The following is a 17,186-nucleotide window of genomic DNA, read 5'->3' as shown; positions in this document are numbered from 1 at the left end:
CGACGTCAGTCGACCGCCACCAGGGCGTTCGCCTCGACCTTCGGCAGGGTGAAGCGGATGGTCGTACCGCTGGTGACCTGGGTGTCGAGCCAGATGCTGCCGCCGTGGTGCTCGACGATCTTGCGGCACAGGGCCAGCCCGATGCCGGTGCCCGCGTACTCGTCCTTGGCGTGCAGGCGCTGGAAGATGATGAAGATCCGTTCCGCGTACTGGATCTCGACGCCGATGCCGTTGTCCCGCACGGAAAAGGTCCACATGCCGTCGTCGTCGGGCTCCGCGTCGATCCGCACGTGGGGAGCCTGCTCGCCGCGGAACTTCACGGCGTTGCCGATCAGGTTCTGGAACACCGCGACGAGGAGCCGGACCTCACCCCGCACCTCCGGCAGCTCACCGACCTCGATCTCGGCGCCGGACTCCTCCAGCGCCTCGGCGAGGTTGCGGCGTGCCTCCTGGACCAGGTCGGTGGCCGGGACGACGACCTGCTTGTCGCGCAGGCGGCCGACCCGGCTGAAGGAGAGCAGGTCGCTGATGAGCAGCTGCATGCGCTTCGCGCCGTCGACGGCGAAGTCGATGTACTGCTTGGCACGGTCGTCGAGCTGGTCGCGGTAGCGCTTCTCCAGCAACTGGCAGAAGCTCGCGACCTTGCGCAACGGCTCCTGCAGGTCGTGGGAGGCGACGTAGGCGAACTGCTCCAGCTCCGCGTTGGACCTGCGCAACTCCTCGGTCGCGGCGTCCAGCGCGACGTTGCGTTCCTGCGCTTGGTCCAGCTCCTCGACGATGCGGGTCCGCATCTTGTCGACGTCGAGGCCCAGCGCGCGGAGCTCGACCGGGCCGCTGGCCGTCACCGTGTGCGCGAAGTCGCCGCCGGCGACCTGCTCGACCTCCCCGCGCAGCCTGCTCAGCGGGCGCACGACGTAGCCGAGCAGTGCCGCGACGCAGCCCAGCACGGCGACCAGCAGCACCGCCAGGGCGACCACGCACGTGGCCGCCATGGTGCTGGCCGAGTTGTTGAGCGCCGCGCGGGCGTTCGCGCGTTCGACGGCGAGTTCGGCCTGCAACGCGGACAGGGCGGTGCGCACCTCGTCGAAGCGCTGCTTGCCGATCGCCTCGTCGGGAACCTGGGTGCCGCCCCGCACCGCGGCGATCGTGGGGTCGGCGTACTGGCCGCGCCACGCCGCCAGCGCCTGGTCGAGCGCGCTCGTGGTCTCGGCGATCTTCGGGGCGTCCAGGGCCGTGACCGTCTCCCGTGCGGCGACCTGCCGGTCCAGCCCGTTCTCGTACGGCTTGAGGAAGTCCACGCGGCCGCTGAGCACGTAACCGCGGACGCCGTTCTCCTGGTCGACGACGTCGGCACTGAGTTGCTGCGCGCTGACCACGGCGGGGCCGACCACGTCCAGCAACCTGGACCGCGCCTGGGAGAGGCCGCTGATCGCCAGCAGGACCGCGGCGGTGGACGCCAGGAGCACCACGACCAGGGTGCCCGAGATCAACACCGACCACAGCTTCAGCGACGGACCGTTCGCTTCGGTGCCGGAGAACCGACTCCCGTGCATTGAACCCTCCCCGAGTACGACGCCGAGCGCCATGCTCAACACACGATGAGCCGCGCAATCGTAGGGTCGCGCCGTCGCACGCGGTTCACCCGGGCCCGGTGTGCTCGGCGGGTTTGAGGCGGCGATCCGCCTGATCAGTCATGACGAAGGAGGGTTCGAGTTCGGCATTCGCACGTTTCCGCTCATCCATAGGTGAAGAATGGTTGAACGTCGCAGTGCGACTGCTGTCTGAAGGTGTGATTTGAGGAAGTAGGCGCTCTCGCGACCCGCCTGCTCGAGCGCAGGTGTGAACGGTTCGGGCAGGCCGCCGACCGTCGCGTTCAGCGTGGCGTGAGGGGAGACCGACGCCGAGCGCGCGGACGTTCCTCTTCGTGCCGGTGACAAACCTCAGGCGCGCGACCACGTCCGGCGAACTGGACCTCGGTGCCGCACGATCCCGCTGGTCGAACACCGACGGGCGTGGTGAACGCGGTCGACGTGTGCACAACGGCGTCGTGCTGTGGCTCCCTTTCGGCGAGTGTCGACCTCGCCGCCGGCTCGACTCGCCGATCGACGGCGTGACAACGGCTCTCGACGCCGGATGTGTCCTCCTCCGACCTCCATCACGCCCTGGCTCTCGGCTTCGCCGTGACACTGTGAGTGCATCCGTGCCAGGTCGAACCGGTGAACCGCGCGTTCGGCTCCTCCAGCGAGCGGCTTGAGCAGGCATGTGTCGTTGCCGCGTCCGCAGCGGCCGGTGCCACCACCGCGCTCGACGGGCAGATGATCGACCGTCCGGTGGTGTTGCGTGCACGAGCGCTGCTCGTCGCTCACAGTTCTGATCAGCGCTCGGCCTTTCTCGGCGAAGTGCTGTTCGGTTCTCGGATTTCGCCCATGTGCAACTGTGATCGCGAATCCATCTTGGGATGTCGGTATTTCGCCTATACCGACGTCAGGTGGGAGTGTCAACATACTTTGTCCTGAAAGGTGTCGAGCTGCCGGTCGGGATGCTCCCGGTGGTTGTGGTGTGCCCGGACGGCGCAACCGCTGTGTGAGGTATTTGACTTCGACTTCACGTGCGTCGCTTACTCCTGTTCGGGTGGAATTGGACAATTGCTTTCCTGCCCGTCCTGGCTGTGGCAGGCTGGACCCGTCGGGGCCGCTCACACCTGCGGCTGCGTCATCCATTGTGATGCCGAATGCCCTGGGGGGAATTCGTGGTATCTGCTTTTCAGGCAGACTCGTACGTGGACAACTTCGTCAACAATGAGCGCCGGCCGCCGGAGGCGGGAGGTAGATCGGTGCTCGTGGACCCGTCGACAGGGAAGTCGTCGGTCGGATCGGCGCTGTCCTGCGCTCGTGACGTCGACGCCGCGGTGCGTGCCGCGGCCGCCGCGTTCGAGTCGTGGAGGTTCACCACGCCCGGCGATCGAGCCACCCGTCTGCTGAGGTTCGCCGACGCGGTCGAACAGGACGTGGACGTCCTGGCCGAGTTGGAGTGCGCGGACACGGGCAAGCCGCGGCAGGCGTTCATCGAGGAGGAACTGCTCCCCGCCGCTGACCACCTGCGGTTCTTCGCAGGCGCGGCACGTGCGGGCGCGGGACCGTCGGCGGGGGAGTACCTGGACGGCTGCACCTCCTTCGTGAGGCGGCAGCCGGTCGGCGTTTGCGCCCAGATCACGCCGTGGAACTTTCCGCTGATGACGGCGGTGTGGAAGATCGCGCCCGCGCTCGCCGCCGGGAACACGACGGTGGTCAAGCCCGCCGAGACCACGCCTCGGTCGACGCTGCGGCTGGCCGAGATCGCCGCGGACTTCCTTCCCGCGGGCGTGATGAACGTCGTGTGCGGTGACCGGGACACCGGCAGGGCGTTGGTGGGGCATCCGGTTCCGGCGATGGTGTCGTTCACCGGCAGCACCAGGGCGGGGGCCGAGGTGGGCGCGGCCGCCGGCGGTGCCTTGAAGCGGTTGCAACTGGAACTGGGGGGTAACGCGGCGGCGGTGGTGTTCGCGGACGCGGACCTGGAGCACGCCGCGGACGAGATCGCTGCCGCGGCATTCGGCAACGCAGGTCAGGACTGCGTTGCGGCGAGCCGGGTGCTGGTCGAGGAACGCGTGCGCGGCGAGCTGACCGCGCTGCTGGTGCGCCGGGCAGAGGCGCTCGAGGCCGGGACCGACCTGGGGCCGCTGAACAACGCTGATCAGTTCGGCAGGGTGTCGGGGCTGCTCGAACGGCTGCCGGCGGGCGCGGAGGTGCTGACCGGCGGCCATCGCCTCGGCGACGTCGGGTTCTTCTTCGCGCCGACCGTGGTCACCGGTGTGCGGCAGCGCGACGAGATCGTCCAGGAGGAGGTGTTCGGGCCGGTCGTCACCGTGCAGGGCTTCCCGGACGAGGCCACCGCCCTGGAGCTCGCGAACGGCGTGGAGCACGGTCTCGCGTCGAGCGTGTGGACGCGGGACCACGGCCGGGCGATGAGGTTCGCGGCCCGCCTCGACTTCGGGTGCGTCTGGGTCAACACCCACCTCCGTTTCGCGGCCGAGATGCCGCACGGAGGGTTCAAGAAATCAGGTTTCGGCAAAGATCTGTCGATCTTCGCCCTGGACGACTACACGGCGGTCAAACACGTGATGTCGAGTTTTTCCTGAAGTCGCCATCGCGTTCACGAGGGGGAGTGTCAAAGCATGCACGAGCGGGAATTGCGCGCATTCGTGGTGATCGCCGATGTCGGCCGAATGGATGTCGCAGCCAAGCAACTGGGGTACTCGCAGCCCGCGGTGAGCTATCAGGTCAAGAAACTCGAGCTGGCCATCGGCGCCCAGTTGTTCGACCGCAAGTCCGACGGGGTCGTGCTGACAGACCGCGGTAGAGGTGTGCTGCCTTCCGCGCGGGCGGTCCTCGCTTTGATGGAGGACATCAAGTCGGCCGGGTGAAAGGCGCTCTGCTCGACGAGACGTAGTCGTCGAGCAGGGCCCTCGCGTCCGCCTTCTCCGCGTCCGAGATCGCGTTGGCCGAAGTCAGGTCCGCACCGGCGTAGTACTCATCGCGCAGGATCGAGAACACCACGGCCGGGTGGTACCCGCCGTCGAGGAAGAAGTGGTCGCGGAACTCGCCCTCCACCCTCAGCGAGTTCGCGGCCGCGCCTTCCAGGACAGGAAGGTTGAACACCCCGGCGACAAGTCCCGCGCGATGGGCGTTGAGCGAGTGGAACAGGTAGGTCAGCAGCAAGGACAACGCCCGCGCCCCGACGCCGTCACACCACGCGCGGGGGTCGTCGACCAGATAGCCGATCTCGAACGAGCCGGCGTAGGAACCCGGTGTCCAGTACAGCGCGCCGATCCTGGTGCAGGACTCGGCCCGGACGACGACCAGCAGCCGGTCGCGGACCGACTGGAGGAACTTCTCGGTGGCTCCTGGGGACAGCAGCTGCGGCCCGGTGGAGGAGTAGGCGGATCCGCTGCCCGACAGCGCGGACCGCAGGAACTCCCAGTCCTCGTCCCGCTGCGGGACGACGAGCTCGATGGAGGTGCCCTGCGAGGTGTTCATGAGACTGCTCCCGCGGGCATCGCCCGTTCCGGGCCCGCGGCGTGCACCTCGAAGTGCTTGGCCGACAGGCGGTCGAAGAGATTGCTCGGGCCGGGCACGCACACGCGGGTCACCCCCGCGGCGCGCAGACCGGCGGCCGCGGCGGGCCAGTCCACCGGCCGGACGCATTCGCCGGCGAGCAGGCCGAGAACCTGGTCCGCGCTGCTCAGCACCGTGCCGTCCTGCGCCGAGACCAGAGGGATCGCGGGGGGCGTGAAGTGGAACTTCGGGTACACCTCGGCGGCGAGCCGGTCGCGCAGGCCGGCGAACAGCGCGCAGTGGACCGCAGGTCGCAGGGTGTGCAGCGGCACGCCCGACGCCGCGAGGACGTTCTCGCGGAACCACGGCACGTCCTGCTCCCGCAAGCAGATCGCGTGGAAGTCGTCGTCGAACCGCGACGACAGCTCGAACCAGACGTTGTCCGCTACCGCCCTGGCGAGCAGGTCCGCCAGCCGGTCCGGTGGCGTCCGGTAGAAGAAGTGGGTGACCACGTCGCGGTGGTGCTCACGGAAGTACTGGTTCTCCATCTCCGCCACCAATGCGACCAGTCGAACGAGTTCGGTGAACGGCAGGCACCCCGCGTACGCCGCGGCGGCGAACTGGCCGAAGCTCGGCCCGGCGCACGCCACCGCCTCCACGCCCAGTTCCTCCTCCGCCCAGTCGGCCAGGGCGAGGCAGTTCACCGCGAAGCTGACCTGGGCGGCCACCGACGTGTCGTCCCGCGAGTCGCGCAACGCGTCGACGAGCCGGAACCCGAGCACCTCGTCCGCGACGGCGAGCCGCCGGCGGGCGTGCGGGCTGCGGGACATGAACTCGCCGACGGCGGCGTGGTTCGACGGCGCCATGCCGGGAAAGACGAGACCCCAGCCGTCGCTCACGCGGGCTCCCGCTGCACGAGGTCGGCGGCGGACAGGTAGGTGCGCACCTCGAACTCCACGCTGGTGAAGTCGAGCGACTTGCGTACGAAGTGACCTGGCCCGACGATCGTGAGCCGCTCTACGCCGCGCGCCGCCATCGCTCGCAGGCCGCGGTCCCAGAGCACGGTCCTGGTGTACTGGGTGACAAGCGCCTCGTGCACCTCGGCTGCTGTGCGGAGGGGTTCGCCCGTCAGGTTGCAGATCAGCGGAACCCGCGGGTCGTGTGGCTCGTCGAGGTACTCGAACTCGGTGGCGAAGCGTTGTTGCACCTGGGCGAGCAACGGGTTGTGCGCGGGCGGGCCGTACGGCACGAGGATGCCCAGCCCGCCGTGGACGGCCGCGCGCACGTTCAGCGTGCGCAATGCCGGCAGGTCGCCCGAGACGATCATCTGGTTGTCCGCGGTGTACGCGCACGGCACCAGGTGCCTGTTCTGCGGCGCCAGTTCCTCGACCTCGGTCCGCATCACCGCGAGGTCCACGTTGTAGTAGAACGCCACGCCCAAGTCGTCGTCGCCGTACTCCTCGTGCTCGATGGTCGCCATCGCGTGCACCATGCGCACGGCATCGCGGAAGCTGAGGCAGCCGCTCGCGCAGGCGGCGGTGATCTGGCCCATGCTGAGCCCCGCCATGAGGTCCGGTGCCGCGAGGTCGCGGACATGCCCGTCCCACAACGCCATCGCGAGCGCCAACGAGGCCGGCCGCACGACCGGACCGAAGTTGATCCGGCCGGGGTCGTCTGAGAAGAACTCTGCGGTGAGGTCGACGCCGATCGCCTCGCTCGCCTCGGCCAGCCGCTCCCGCGCGACGGGGAGACCGTCGTGCAGGTCCCGGTAGTGCCCGGGCTGCACGTGCACCTGCGGGTTGAACAGGACAGCTTCGCTCATGCCGTCAGACCTCCGTCCGCGACCAGAGTGTGGCCGGTCAGATAGGACGAACGCCCGGACGCGAGGAACAACACCGAATCAGCTATTTCGTCGGTGCGGGCGAGCCGGCCGAGTGGAATTCTGGACCTGATCTCGGTGAGTTCCTTCTCGCCCACCCGTTCCACCATCGGGGTGTCCGCCACATAACCGGGGGCCACGGTGTTCACCCGGACGCCGTGAGGTCCCCATTCCCTGGCGAGCGCACGCGTCATTCCGATGATCCCGGCCTTGCTCGCCCCGTACGCGCTGAGCCCGGCGATCCCTGTGGTACCCGCGATCGACGCCACGTTCACGATCGACCCCGACCGCGCGACGAGCATGTGCAGCGAGACCGCCCGGACGGCGTGGAACGTGCCGATCAGGTTGGTGTGCACCGGCAAGGCCCACTCCTCGGCGCTGTTGAGCGGGCTGACAGCGCCCGCATCGCCGACGGCGGCGTTGTTGACCAGCACGTCGATGCGGCCGTGGTCGTTCTTGACCTGGCGCATCAACTCCATCGCCGCGGTCGCATCGGTGACGTCGAGGAGGTGGGCGCTCGACTTCGCCGACCCCAGGTCGTGCAGTTCGGCGACCAGCTCCGCTGCTGCGGCGGCGTTCGTGCGGTACCCCACGGCGACCGTGGCGCCCTCCTGGGCCAGCCGCAGGCAGATGCCACGCCCGATACCCCTGGCGCCACCTGTCACCACTGCTACCGCATTGGCCATCTCCATGAGGGTCACGCTATCCAGAAAGCACGGTACATCGGCACCCGAATTCAGTTTTCCTGATATGGAGAACTTCGAATTCGAACTCTTCGAACTGGCATTGCGGCCGCATCTCGGTGCCCGGTAGACATTTACTCGTTGGCCGGACTCGCTGGGGGGTGAGCAGGATGACGACGTCGGAAAAGGCGAAGAAACCGGATTTCGGTGCACGGGCCGTGCTCGTGGTCGGTACCGGCGCGATCAGCGCCATGCACCTCCCGTTCTGGCTCAACTGGCTGCGGCTGAGCTACCCGGACACGGAGATCCAGGTCGCGCTGACGAGGAGCGCCGAGGCGTTCGTCAGCAGGCACTCGCTGACGGCACTGACACGCCGTGAGGTGATCCGAGACCGGTGGCCGGAGGAACCGGAACCCGCGGCGCTGCACGTCCGCCTGGCCGAGTGGGCGGAGGCGGTGCTCGTGTACCCGGCCTGTGTGAACTTCCTGGCGCGGCTGTCGCTCGGGCTCGCGGACACGCCGGTGCTGATGGCCCTGCAGTGCACGTCGGCTCCCATCGGGCTGGCGCCGGCACTGCCACCGGGTGCCGCCGCCAACCCGGCGGTGGTGCGCAACCTGGCGGAGCTGTCCGAGCGGACGAACGTGGTCGTGGCGCCGACGAAACCCAGTCGCAGCCTGACGACCGGTCGCACCGACGCCGACGGGCTGGTGCCGCTGTGGGACCTCATCACCCGAGTCGAGGAACGGCGTCTGCTGTTCAGCCAGGTCCAGGAGGACACGTGTTCGAGCTGAGACAGCTCTACTGCTTCGCGGACCCCGTCTTCTTCGAGGACGTGAGCCGGTGGACCACCGGCAGGGGCTTCCTCGCCGCCGCCGAGCTCGAGGTCAGCCGTCGCCCCGTCCCCGACGGCTGGGCGCTGAGGAAGCGCGGAGTGTGGACCTCGCTCACCCCGATCGGTGGGGAACTGCCCGAGCAGGGCTGGAAGATCCACGTCAGCGCCACGCCCCAGAACGCGGACCGCGTCGTCACCGCTGTGTGGGATCACTGCGTGGCGAACGGAGTCCGGTTCAAGTACCTCGGCAACCGCAACCTGGTCTACGCGCTGAACGCCAAGTACGCGCCGCGGGAGTCGAGTGGGAAGACCGTCACCGTCTATCCCGCGGACGAGGCGCAGCTGCGGGTGCTCCTCGACGACCTGAGCGAGCTGCTGCGCGGTGAACGCGGGCCGCGGGTGCTGAGCGACCTCCAGTACGGCGACTCTCCGTTGTCCGTGCGGTACGGCGCTTTCGTCCGCCGGTATTGCCAGAACGAGCACGGTGAACGGGTGCTGGCGCTGCGACGGCCGGACGGCGTCCTCGTTCCCGACCGGCGCAGGCCGGTGTTCCGCACGCCGGAGTGGGTCGAGCTGCCCGGGTTCCTCGAACCACATCTCGAACGGTTGCGCGCCGGGGCGTCCGACGACCAGCCCTACCGAGTCGAACGGACGCTGCACTTCTCCAACGCGGGTGGTGTCTACCGCGCGCGCAGGGTGACCGACGGCGCTCAGGTCGTGCTCAAAGAGGCACGGGCCGGTGCCGGCGTCGACGAGAACCAGCACGACTCGGTCGCCCGGCTCATGCGGGAGAAGCACGCCTTGGAGAAGCTCGCCGGACTCCCCGGTGTGCCCGAGGTGCTCGACCACTTCAGCGTGGGAGACCACCACTTCCTCGTCCAGGAGCACGTCGCCGGTCAGCCCTTGCACGTCTGGCGCGGCTGCAACCACCCGTGGGTGGTGAGCGCGGAGGCCTCCGGGGAGCAGTTCACCGCCTACACCGAGAGGGTGTTGGCACTGCTGGGACGAATCGAGCTGCTGCTCGGCGAAATCCACGACCGCGGGATCGTGTTCGGTGACCTCCATCTGGGCAACATCCTCGTGGGCGACGACGACTCCGTGTCGTTCATCGATTTCGAGCTGGCCTTCGACATCACCGAGACCGGACATCGGCCCGGCCTGGGTGCCACCGGGTTCACGTCGAAGCACCGCACGGGCGTCGGTGTCGACGAGTACGCGCTGGCCGCCGTGAAGCTCGGCGTGTTCCTCGTGCTGAACCGCGTGATGGCGCTCGACCCGGCCAAGGTGCACGACTTCGTCCGCACGGTCGCGGAGCACTTCCCGGTGTCCCAGGCGTTCGTCGACGACCTGCTCCGTGAACTCACACCGCCCGAGGGCGTGCACGGTCCCGCGTCGCTCGGCTTGCCGCTCGACGTCCGGTTCGACACCGACGACGTGCGCACCGCCGGCAAGTCTGTGGTCGAGGCGATCCTGCTGTCGGCGTCTCCCGCCAGGACGGACCGGCTGTTCCCCGGTGACCTGGCGCAGTTCGCCGAGGGCGGCGGGGCCTGTCTCGCGCACGGTGCCGCCGGAGTGCTGTGGGCGTTGCACGCGTCGGGGATGGGCGGCCGGCACGCCGAGCACGAGGACTGGCTGCTGCGCGCAGCAGCCTCGGAGCCGAACCTGAAGCCCGGCTTCTACGACGGCGCGGCGGGCATCGCCCACGTGCTCGACCTCTTCGGGCACCGGGACGAGGCCAGGGATCTGCTGCTGCGACACGACGACGTGCTCGACGCGGGGCTGGGGATGTCGCTGCACTCAGGGCTCGCGGGCATCGCACTCCACCGTCTGCACCTGGCCGGTGCTCACGGCGAACGCGACGACCTCGTCCGCGCTGTGGAGATCGGCGGGCGGATCGGCGAAGCGATCACCAGCGGTGACCACACCTCGTTGTGGCGCCGGGATCTGGGTCCCTCCCGCCGTCCGGTCGAGGCCGGGTTGATGCACGGATGGTCCGGCGCCGCGCTGCTGATGGTCCGGCTGTACGAGCGCACCGGTGACCGGTCGTGGCTCGATCTGGCTGTCAGGGCCGTGCACCGCGATCTCGATCGGTGCGTCACCACCGCGGACGGGTCGTTGCAGGTCGAGGAGACCGGTGTACGGACCCTGCCGTACCTGGAGAACGGCAGCGCGGGCATCGCGCTGGTGATCGGCGAACTGCTGCCGCACGTCACCGACGACCGCTTGACGGCCGCGTTTCCCGCGCTGACCCTGGCGCTGTCGCGGGGCTTCGTGATCCAGTCCGACCTCTACCACGGTCGTGCGGGCCTGCTGGCGGTGCTGGCGCGACTGAGTCGCCGGACCGGCCTGCCGGACGCGACCGCCGTGCTCGAACGACACGTGCACCGGCTCGACTGGCACGCCGTGTCGTACCGGGGACGCGCCGCGTTCCCCGGCACCCTCGACTTCCGGTTGTCGATGGATCTCGCTACCGGGAGCGCCGGCGTGTTGCTCGCGATCGCGACCGCGGACCGGCCCGATCTGGGCTTCCTGCCCTTCCTGTCTTCGTCGGCCACCGGTTGACGACGACCCAGTCACGACACTTCCGGGGGGAGGTTTTCACATGGACCTGTTCAACGTGCTCGAGCTGCAGGACAGCGAGGTCGAGGGCGACCTGACGGCGCTGCCGGCCAGCTTCGACTCCGCCACGTGCTGATTCCGGCACAGGACTGACCGCCGCCGGCCACCGGTAACGGATGGTCTGCCGACCACCTGGAGGGAGGAACCGACATGGACCTGTTCAACGTGCTCGAGCTGCAGGACAGCGAGGTCGAGGGCGACCTGACCGCGCTGCCGGCCAGCTTCGACAGCGCCACGTGCTGATCGAGTCGGCCGCGCTGACGCGGTGACGTTCGCGGGGCGTGGCCGATCCCGGCCACGCCCCGGCAGCACCCGAGACGCCAGACCCGAAAGGAGTTCCAGATGACCAGTGTGGTGCGCCCCGCGGGAACCGCCGCGCCGGTCGGTGCCGGCGCCGCGGGACTCCGCGTGCCGGTGGGGATCCTGTCCACCGGGGTCCACCTGCCGCCCAGGGTCGTGCCCAACAGCGAGATCGTGCGAGGGCTCGACACCACCGAGGAGTGGATCGAACAGCGGACCGGCATCCTGTCCCGACGGTTCCTCGACCCGGGACAGTCCACTTCGGACATGTGCGTCGCGGCGGGAAGGCAGGCGATCGAGCGGGCCGGCATCAGCGCGGCCGACCTCGACGCGGTCGTCGTCGCCACGTTCACCCAGGACCAGCCGCTGCCGTCGACGGCGCTGATCGTCAAGGAGGCGCTGGGCGCGACCCGCGCCTGGCCGCTCGACCTCAACCAGGCCGCCTGCGCCGGCGGCGTCCACGGCATCCTCGTGGCGAGCCATCTGATGCAGAACGACCACTTCCGGCACGTGCTGGTGATCGGCGCCGAGGCGTTGTCGCGCATCACCGACCCCGCCGATCGCACGACGAGGGTGTTCTTCGGGGACGCCGCCGGGGCGGTCGTCCTCGGCAGGACCGCCCCGGGTTTCGGTCTGCTGTCGTGGGACGTCGGAGCCGACCTGTCGTACAGCGTGCAGGTTCCGGCCGGTGGCAGCAGCCGGCCCGCGACCGCCGAGACGGTCGGGGATCGCGCCCACTACCTCAAGATGGACGGCCGGGTCGTCTGGGAGCAGGCGACCGAACGCATGCCGGTGAGCATCCGGCGCGCCGTCTCGAGGGCCGGGCTGTCGCTCGGCGACGTCCGGCACTTCGTTCTCCACCAGGCGAACCGCAACATCATCGAGGCGGCGCTGAAGGCGCTGGAAGTTCCGCTCGACCGAGCGGCCGTCACCATCGACGTCCTCGGCAACACCGGTGCGGCCACGATCTTCACGGTGCTCGACCGGCTCGCGGCCGCCGGTGAGCCGCAGCCGGGCGATGTCGTCGCGATCTCCGCGATCGGCGCCGGTTTCCTGTGGGGCACCCTGTGCTTCCGCCAGTTCTGACCAAGGGGAGTGTTGTGGTGAGGAAAGAGTTGCGCGAGGTGTTCGTCAGCACGTACGACCAGCTCGGCCTGGCCGCCGGGGACGTCGGCGACGACGAGCCGTTGTTCGGGCCGGACGCGAGGTTCGGCCTCGACTCGATGGACACGTTGAAGTTCATCGCCGTGTTGCACGAGCGCTACCAGTTCGACATCGGCTCCGCCAAGACCGACACGTTCCGCACTATCGCGCGGATCGAGGAGTCACTGGCGGCGCAACGAGCATGAGGGCCATGATGACGGGAATGCTCGTGCGGGTGCGTGCCGTGTGCGATGCGGACTTCGCGAGGATTCCCCTCTGGCTCAACCACTCCCGCGCGGGCGTCCTGGTCGGAGGCGGCCAGGGCGGAGTGTCCACCGAGGACGGCTGGCGGAGCGCGGTCGAGCACGGTGACACCCGGTACGCGGTGATCGAGACCATCGCCGGCGAACCGATCGGCGCGCTGTCCTGGCGTCAGCACGGTCACCGGGACGGGTTCGAGCTCGGCGGCGTCGTGGGTGACGAGTCGTTGTGGGACAGCGGATGCGGGATCGAGGGCGCCATGCTGCTCGCCGACTACCTGTTCCAGGTCGAGGGCGCCCACCGGGTCTCGATGACCGCCGCGCTCTACAACCGCAGGACCATCGGCTTCCTCGTCAAGGGCGGCTGTGTGATCGAGGCGCTGTTGCGCGACTACCTGTTCGCGGACGGCAGGTACTACGACGCGGTGGTGTGCTCGCTGCTGCGCGAGGAGTTCTACGCCCCGTTCGAGGGGCATCAGCCCACGACGAGCTTCCTCGACGCCGGATGGGTGCGGGACGGGTCTCGGTTGCTGGCCGGGTACACGGTGGACGGACAGGGGGAACGCAGTGACATCAGGACTTGAACGCGCGGCCGCACTGCTGGCCGACACCGCTCGTGACCTCGCCGGGCGTGGAGCGACAACCGATCGGCTGTGGCAGGACCATGCCGTGCCACCGGAACTGTTCGCGGCACTGGCGGAGCACGTGCGGCCGCCGGACCGCGAGACCGGGTACCGGATCGTCCCCGGTCTGCTGGGCGGACTCGTCGACCTGGGGCCGACGCCTGCCTCGTGGCGGGAGGCCAAGGTCGAGCGCGGGCAGGCGGTCGACCTCGCCATCGTTCTGGTCGGATCGGTACTCGGCAGGGTGTTCGGCTGGGCGAACCAGCAGGACGGGCGGCTCGTGCACGACATCGTGCCCAGCCAGGGCGCCGAACGGATGCAGGTGGGCGCCAGCAGCACCGTTCCGCTGGTCTGGCACACGGAGGACGCCTTCCACCCGCGCCGCGCCGATCTGCTGTTGCTGGCGTGCGTGCGCAACCCTGACGGGATCGGCACCGACGTCGCCAGCGTTCGACGCACCGGGCTCGCGCCCGAACGACTGCGGCTGCTGGGCCGTCGTGGAGTGGTCATCGAGCCGGACGACTCCTACAGCTGGGACCAGGACGGATCCGGCCGCGGGGTCGCGACCACGTGGCAGGCCGACGACGGTCCCTGTCTGCGGTACGACCCGTCGTACAGCAAGGTCCTGGACGAGGACCCGGAGTTCATGGCCGCCTACGACGAGCTCGGCCGCGCGCTGGACGGGTGCGGAACGACCGTGTACACCTCGCCGGGCGACATCCTGTTGGTGGACAACGACATCTCGGTGCACAGCCGGCGTTCCTTCCGGGCCCGTTACGACGGTACCGATCGCTGGATGAAGCGCACGATGATCCACCTCGACCGGTCGCGGCCCGCGGACGAGCTGACGGAGCACGGATACGGGCAGCGACTGGTCGAGCTGACCGGAGGGGCGCGGTGAACTTTCCCGGCTGGAGGCCACATCTGCACAGGTTCGACGGGCCGGGCGGCACGCTCGTGCACGGCGAGGTGCGCGACGCGATGGCGGAGTACCTGGGCGGCGAGCACGTCGCGAACGATCACGGCGCCTTCGCGCCGAGCCGCGTGTCCACCGCGCTCGTGGACTCCTCGGCGGCTGCGGTCCGGTCCTTGCTCGGCGCGTCGGGCGGTCACGTGCTGTTCGGTGCCAACATGACCAGCCTCACGACGATGTTCGCCCGCGCCGTCGCGCACACCATCGGGCCGGGCGACGAGATCGTGTGCACCGAGCTGGATCACGAGGCGAACTTCGCACCGTGGCGGGATCTGTGCGCTCGCCGCGGCGCGACCCTGCGCGTAGCACGGATCGAGCCGGACGGAACGCTGCCGTTGGAATCGGTGCGCGCGGTGATCACGCCGCGGACCAGGTGGGTCGCGGTCACCGCGGCGTCCAACGCGCTCGGCACCGTACCCGACCTGCGCGGGATCGTCACCGCGGCGGCGGAGGTGGGCGCCTCGGTTTTCGCCGACGGGGTCCAGTCGGTCGCGCATCGCTTCGCCGATGTCGACCGGATCGGCGTCGACGCGTTCGTGACGGCGCCCTACAAGTGGTACGGGCCGCACTGCGGGGTGCTCTGGTTCCGATCCGAACTCGCGGGCTCGCTGCGGTTGCCCGAGCAGGTGCCGTCGGCGGGTGTCCACGCACCGGGGTCGTTGCAGCTGGGCACCTGCAACTTCGAGGCGGTCGTCGGCGCGGGTGTCGCAGCCAGAGTGTTGTCCGAAATGGACACGACTGCTCTCTGCATCCAAGAGACGAAGCTCTTTTCGGCACTGCACGGTGCGCTGACGGAGATGCCGGGTGTGCGCGTGCTCGGTCCAGCGCCGGATGCGGACCGGGTTCCCGTGCTCACCTTCCAAGTCGAGCGTGTGAAGCCCGCGGACGTTGCGGAGCGGCTGGACGAGGCCGGTGTCTGCGTGTGGGACGGCACCTTCTACGCCTCCAGTGCCATGCGGGCCGTGTCACCGGAGGCGCCGGAGGCCGTGCGGGCCGGGATCTGCTGCTACACCACGGAGAACGATCTGGACGCCCTGGTCGGTGCGCTGGCGCGGATCACGGAGAACAGGACGTGACCGCGGTCGGACAGCGGTCGGAGTTCGCGGTCGCGCTCACGCGGAGGCTCACCGGTGACGCGCCTGCCCTCGTGTACGACGGCAGGCGGATCGACAACGCCGGTCTGGGCGCGCTGGCCGGCGAGGCTGCCGAGGGGTTGCGGGCGCTGGGTCTCGTCGAGGGCGAGGCGGTCTGCGTGTCCGCCGCGACCTCACCGGAGATCATCGCGCTGGTGATCGCGTGCGCCCGAGAAGGTCACCCCGTGCTGCTGCCCGCGGGGGATCTGCCCGTGGGGGTGCTGCGGGAGGTCATGGACCGGGTGGGATGCCGGTACGCTCTCGCGGCCGGCGCGCGAATCGAAGTCGACACCGGAGCCGCGGCCCGTTCCGCCGCGACCACGGCGCCGTTGTTGCTGACGACGTCGGGCTCGACGGGGACGCCGAAGGTGGTGCCGATCGTCGGCGACGTGCTGCGGAGGTTCTTCGCGTGGGCCTCGTCGCGGTTCGGCGTGGGACCGGGACGCACGGTGTTCGCCTTCGCGCCGTTGAACTTCGACCTGTCGTTGTTCGACGTGTGGACCACGTTGGCGAGCGGTGGCCAGGTGGTGATCCCGGATCGTCGCAGGGTCGCCGACAGCGCGTACCTGGCAGGGCTGGTCCGGTCCGAGCGAGTCGACGTCGTGCAGGCGGTGCCGGTGCTGTTCAGCATGCTGGCGTCCACCGGGGACCCGTTCGACTGCGTGGACACGGTGATGTGGAGCGGCGACCTGATGCCGTTGCCGGTGCTGCGCCGCCTGCCCGAGCTGTTCCCCAATGCCCGCTTGTACGACGTCTACGGCTGTACGGAGATCAACGACGCGTTCGTGCGCGAGATCCCCGCTCGGGAAGCGGTGGCGGCGGTTCGGTCGGCGGCTCTGGGTGAACCCGTGCTGACGACCCAGGTCGTGGTGCTCGCAGCCGACGGCACCGAGCTGACCGGGCCCGGCCGCGGCGAACTGCTGGTGAGCACGCCGTTCCAGACCCCGGGCTACCTCGACCCGTCGCTCGACGCGGAGAAGTTCTCGGTGCGTCGAGGCGTCCGGTACTTCCGGCCCGGTGACCTCGTCGTGCGGGCGCCCGACGGGGAGCTCTCGCTGGACGGCCGTGAGGACTTCCAGGTGAAGGTGCGCGGTGTGCGGGTCAACCCGGCCGAGGTCGAGCAGGCGTTGCTCGCCCACCCGGAGGTCGCGGAGGCGGGCGTGGCCGCGGTTCCCGACGAGTTCGCCGGGCACCTGCTGCACGCGCTCGTCCGGCGGGTCGATGGCAGCACGCTGACGAGTCTCGTCCTGCGGACGCACTGCGCGGCGTTGCTGCCCCGCAGCGGGATCCCTTCGTCGTTGGTCGTGACCTCGGACCCGTTGCCACGCACCACCAGCGGCAAGGTGGACCGTCGCCGGATCGGGGCACCATGACGTCCCGGCGTGAGGAGATCGCCCGGTTCGTCGTCGCCGAGTTCGGCTTGGACGTCGGCCCGGCGGACCTGCCACCGGACTACGACCTGCTGGAGGCCGGGGTGCTCGACAGCATCGGCGCGTACACGGTCGCCGCGTGGCTCGTCCGCCGGTACGACCTGGATCCCCGGCGCCAGGAGGTCCTGCCGGAGCAGGTGTCGTCCATCCGTGCGATGGAATCGTTTGTGACCGCACTTGCTCACTCATCCGGCACTGTCTGATACTTTGAGTAATCA

Annotated in this window: 17 protein-coding genes; 12 read left to right on the top strand and 5 right to left on the bottom strand. The window is 69.4% G+C overall.

Features of this window, described 5'->3' with window-relative positions:
• Positions 1-5: 5 nt before the first annotated feature.
• Positions 6-1,553 carry a sensor histidine kinase gene (locus tag ACWF7A_RS00705; protein ID WP_452248270.1) on the bottom strand — a complete coding sequence of 516 codons (1,548 nt, stop codon included), beginning with the start codon at positions 1,551-1,553 and terminating at the stop codon, positions 6-8.
• A gap of 663 nt (positions 1,554-2,216) precedes the next feature.
• Between ACWF7A_RS00705 and ACWF7A_RS00700 the strand changes: the two genes are divergently transcribed.
• The 3 genes from ACWF7A_RS00700 (at position 2,217) to ACWF7A_RS00690 (ending at position 4,462) form a co-directional block, all read left to right on the top strand.
• A complete protein-coding gene (locus ACWF7A_RS00700; RefSeq protein ID WP_452248269.1) occupies positions 2,217-2,516 on the top strand; it encodes a hypothetical protein in 300 nt (99 codons plus the stop codon).
• A gap of 215 nt (positions 2,517-2,731) precedes the next feature.
• The gene (locus tag ACWF7A_RS00695; protein WP_452248268.1) at positions 2,732-4,177 is read left to right on the top strand and encodes an aldehyde dehydrogenase family protein; all 1,446 of its coding nucleotides are present in this window, start codon (positions 2,732-2,734) and stop codon (positions 4,175-4,177) included.
• Positions 4,178-4,213: 36 nt separating this feature from the next.
• Entirely contained in the window at positions 4,214-4,462 is a 249-nt protein-coding gene (locus tag ACWF7A_RS00690) for a LysR family transcriptional regulator (protein ID WP_452248267.1), read from the top strand.
• Here the strand turns inward: ACWF7A_RS00690 and ACWF7A_RS00685 are convergent.
• From ACWF7A_RS00685 to ACWF7A_RS00670, 4 genes are read right to left on the bottom strand one after another with little or no spacing between them, the layout of a single operon-like run.
• On the bottom strand, positions 4,446-5,075 hold the full coding sequence (locus ACWF7A_RS00685; protein WP_452248266.1) for a GNAT family N-acetyltransferase: 630 nt from the start codon (positions 5,073-5,075) through the stop codon (positions 4,446-4,448). The two genes, ACWF7A_RS00690 and ACWF7A_RS00685, sit on opposite strands and share 17 nt — an antisense overlap.
• A complete protein-coding gene (locus ACWF7A_RS00680) occupies positions 5,072-5,992 on the bottom strand; it encodes an ACP S-malonyltransferase (RefSeq protein ID WP_452248265.1) in 921 nt (306 codons plus the stop codon). Before ACWF7A_RS00680 ends, ACWF7A_RS00685 begins: the two co-directional genes overlap by 4 nt.
• On the bottom strand, positions 5,989-6,915 hold the full coding sequence (locus ACWF7A_RS00675) for an ACP S-malonyltransferase (RefSeq protein WP_452248264.1): 927 nt from the start codon (positions 6,913-6,915) through the stop codon (positions 5,989-5,991). The genes ACWF7A_RS00680 and ACWF7A_RS00675 overlap by 4 nt, the downstream gene beginning before the upstream one ends.
• The gene (locus tag ACWF7A_RS00670; RefSeq protein WP_452248263.1) at positions 6,912-7,664 is read right to left on the bottom strand and encodes an SDR family oxidoreductase; all 753 of its coding nucleotides are present in this window, start codon (positions 7,662-7,664) and stop codon (positions 6,912-6,914) included. Before ACWF7A_RS00670 ends, ACWF7A_RS00675 begins: the two co-directional genes overlap by 4 nt.
• Before the next feature lie 161 nt (positions 7,665-7,825).
• Between ACWF7A_RS00670 and ACWF7A_RS00665 the strand changes: the two genes are divergently transcribed.
• The 9 genes from ACWF7A_RS00665 to ACWF7A_RS00625 all read left to right on the top strand — a co-directional run bounded on the left by ACWF7A_RS00665 (position 7,826) and on the right by ACWF7A_RS00625 (position 17,171).
• A complete protein-coding gene (locus ACWF7A_RS00665) occupies positions 7,826-8,446 on the top strand; it encodes a flavoprotein (RefSeq protein WP_452248262.1) in 621 nt (206 codons plus the stop codon).
• Complete coding sequence (lanKC, locus tag ACWF7A_RS00660) at positions 8,434-11,049, top strand: class III lanthionine synthetase LanKC (RefSeq protein WP_452248261.1); 2,616 nt, start codon at positions 8,434-8,436, stop codon at positions 11,047-11,049. The genes ACWF7A_RS00665 and lanKC overlap by 13 nt, the downstream gene beginning before the upstream one ends.
• A gap of 399 nt (positions 11,050-11,448) precedes the next feature.
• The gene (locus ACWF7A_RS00655; protein ID WP_452248260.1) at positions 11,449-12,492 is read left to right on the top strand and encodes a 3-oxoacyl-ACP synthase III family protein; all 1,044 of its coding nucleotides are present in this window, start codon (positions 11,449-11,451) and stop codon (positions 12,490-12,492) included.
• Positions 12,493-12,509: 17 nt separating this feature from the next.
• Positions 12,510-12,755: an acyl carrier protein gene (locus ACWF7A_RS00650; protein WP_452248259.1), complete on the top strand. Its 246-nt coding sequence runs from the start codon at positions 12,510-12,512 to the stop codon at positions 12,753-12,755.
• Between the two features lie 5 nt (positions 12,756-12,760).
• Entirely contained in the window at positions 12,761-13,393 is a 633-nt protein-coding gene (locus ACWF7A_RS00645; protein WP_452248258.1) for a GNAT family N-acetyltransferase, read from the top strand.
• On the top strand, positions 13,377-14,333 hold the full coding sequence (locus tag ACWF7A_RS00640; RefSeq protein WP_452248257.1) for a TauD/TfdA family dioxygenase: 957 nt from the start codon (positions 13,377-13,379) through the stop codon (positions 14,331-14,333). The genes ACWF7A_RS00645 and ACWF7A_RS00640 overlap by 17 nt, the downstream gene beginning before the upstream one ends.
• Positions 14,330-15,481, top strand: coding sequence for an aminotransferase class V-fold PLP-dependent enzyme (locus ACWF7A_RS00635; protein ID WP_452248256.1), 1,152 nt, complete (start codon positions 14,330-14,332; stop codon positions 15,479-15,481). Before ACWF7A_RS00640 ends, ACWF7A_RS00635 begins: the two co-directional genes overlap by 4 nt.
• Positions 15,478-16,911 carry an AMP-binding protein gene (locus ACWF7A_RS00630; RefSeq protein WP_452248255.1) on the top strand — a complete coding sequence of 478 codons (1,434 nt, stop codon included), beginning with the start codon at positions 15,478-15,480 and terminating at the stop codon, positions 16,909-16,911. The genes ACWF7A_RS00635 and ACWF7A_RS00630 overlap by 4 nt, the downstream gene beginning before the upstream one ends.
• Positions 16,908-17,171, top strand: coding sequence for an acyl carrier protein (locus ACWF7A_RS00625; RefSeq protein ID WP_452248254.1), 264 nt, complete (start codon positions 16,908-16,910; stop codon positions 17,169-17,171). The genes ACWF7A_RS00630 and ACWF7A_RS00625 overlap by 4 nt, the downstream gene beginning before the upstream one ends.
• Positions 17,172-17,186 lie beyond the last annotated feature (15 nt).

Source organism: Lentzea sp. NPDC055074, from assembly GCF_053608005.1.
This window is presented reverse-complemented; position numbering and strand designations above follow the sequence as displayed.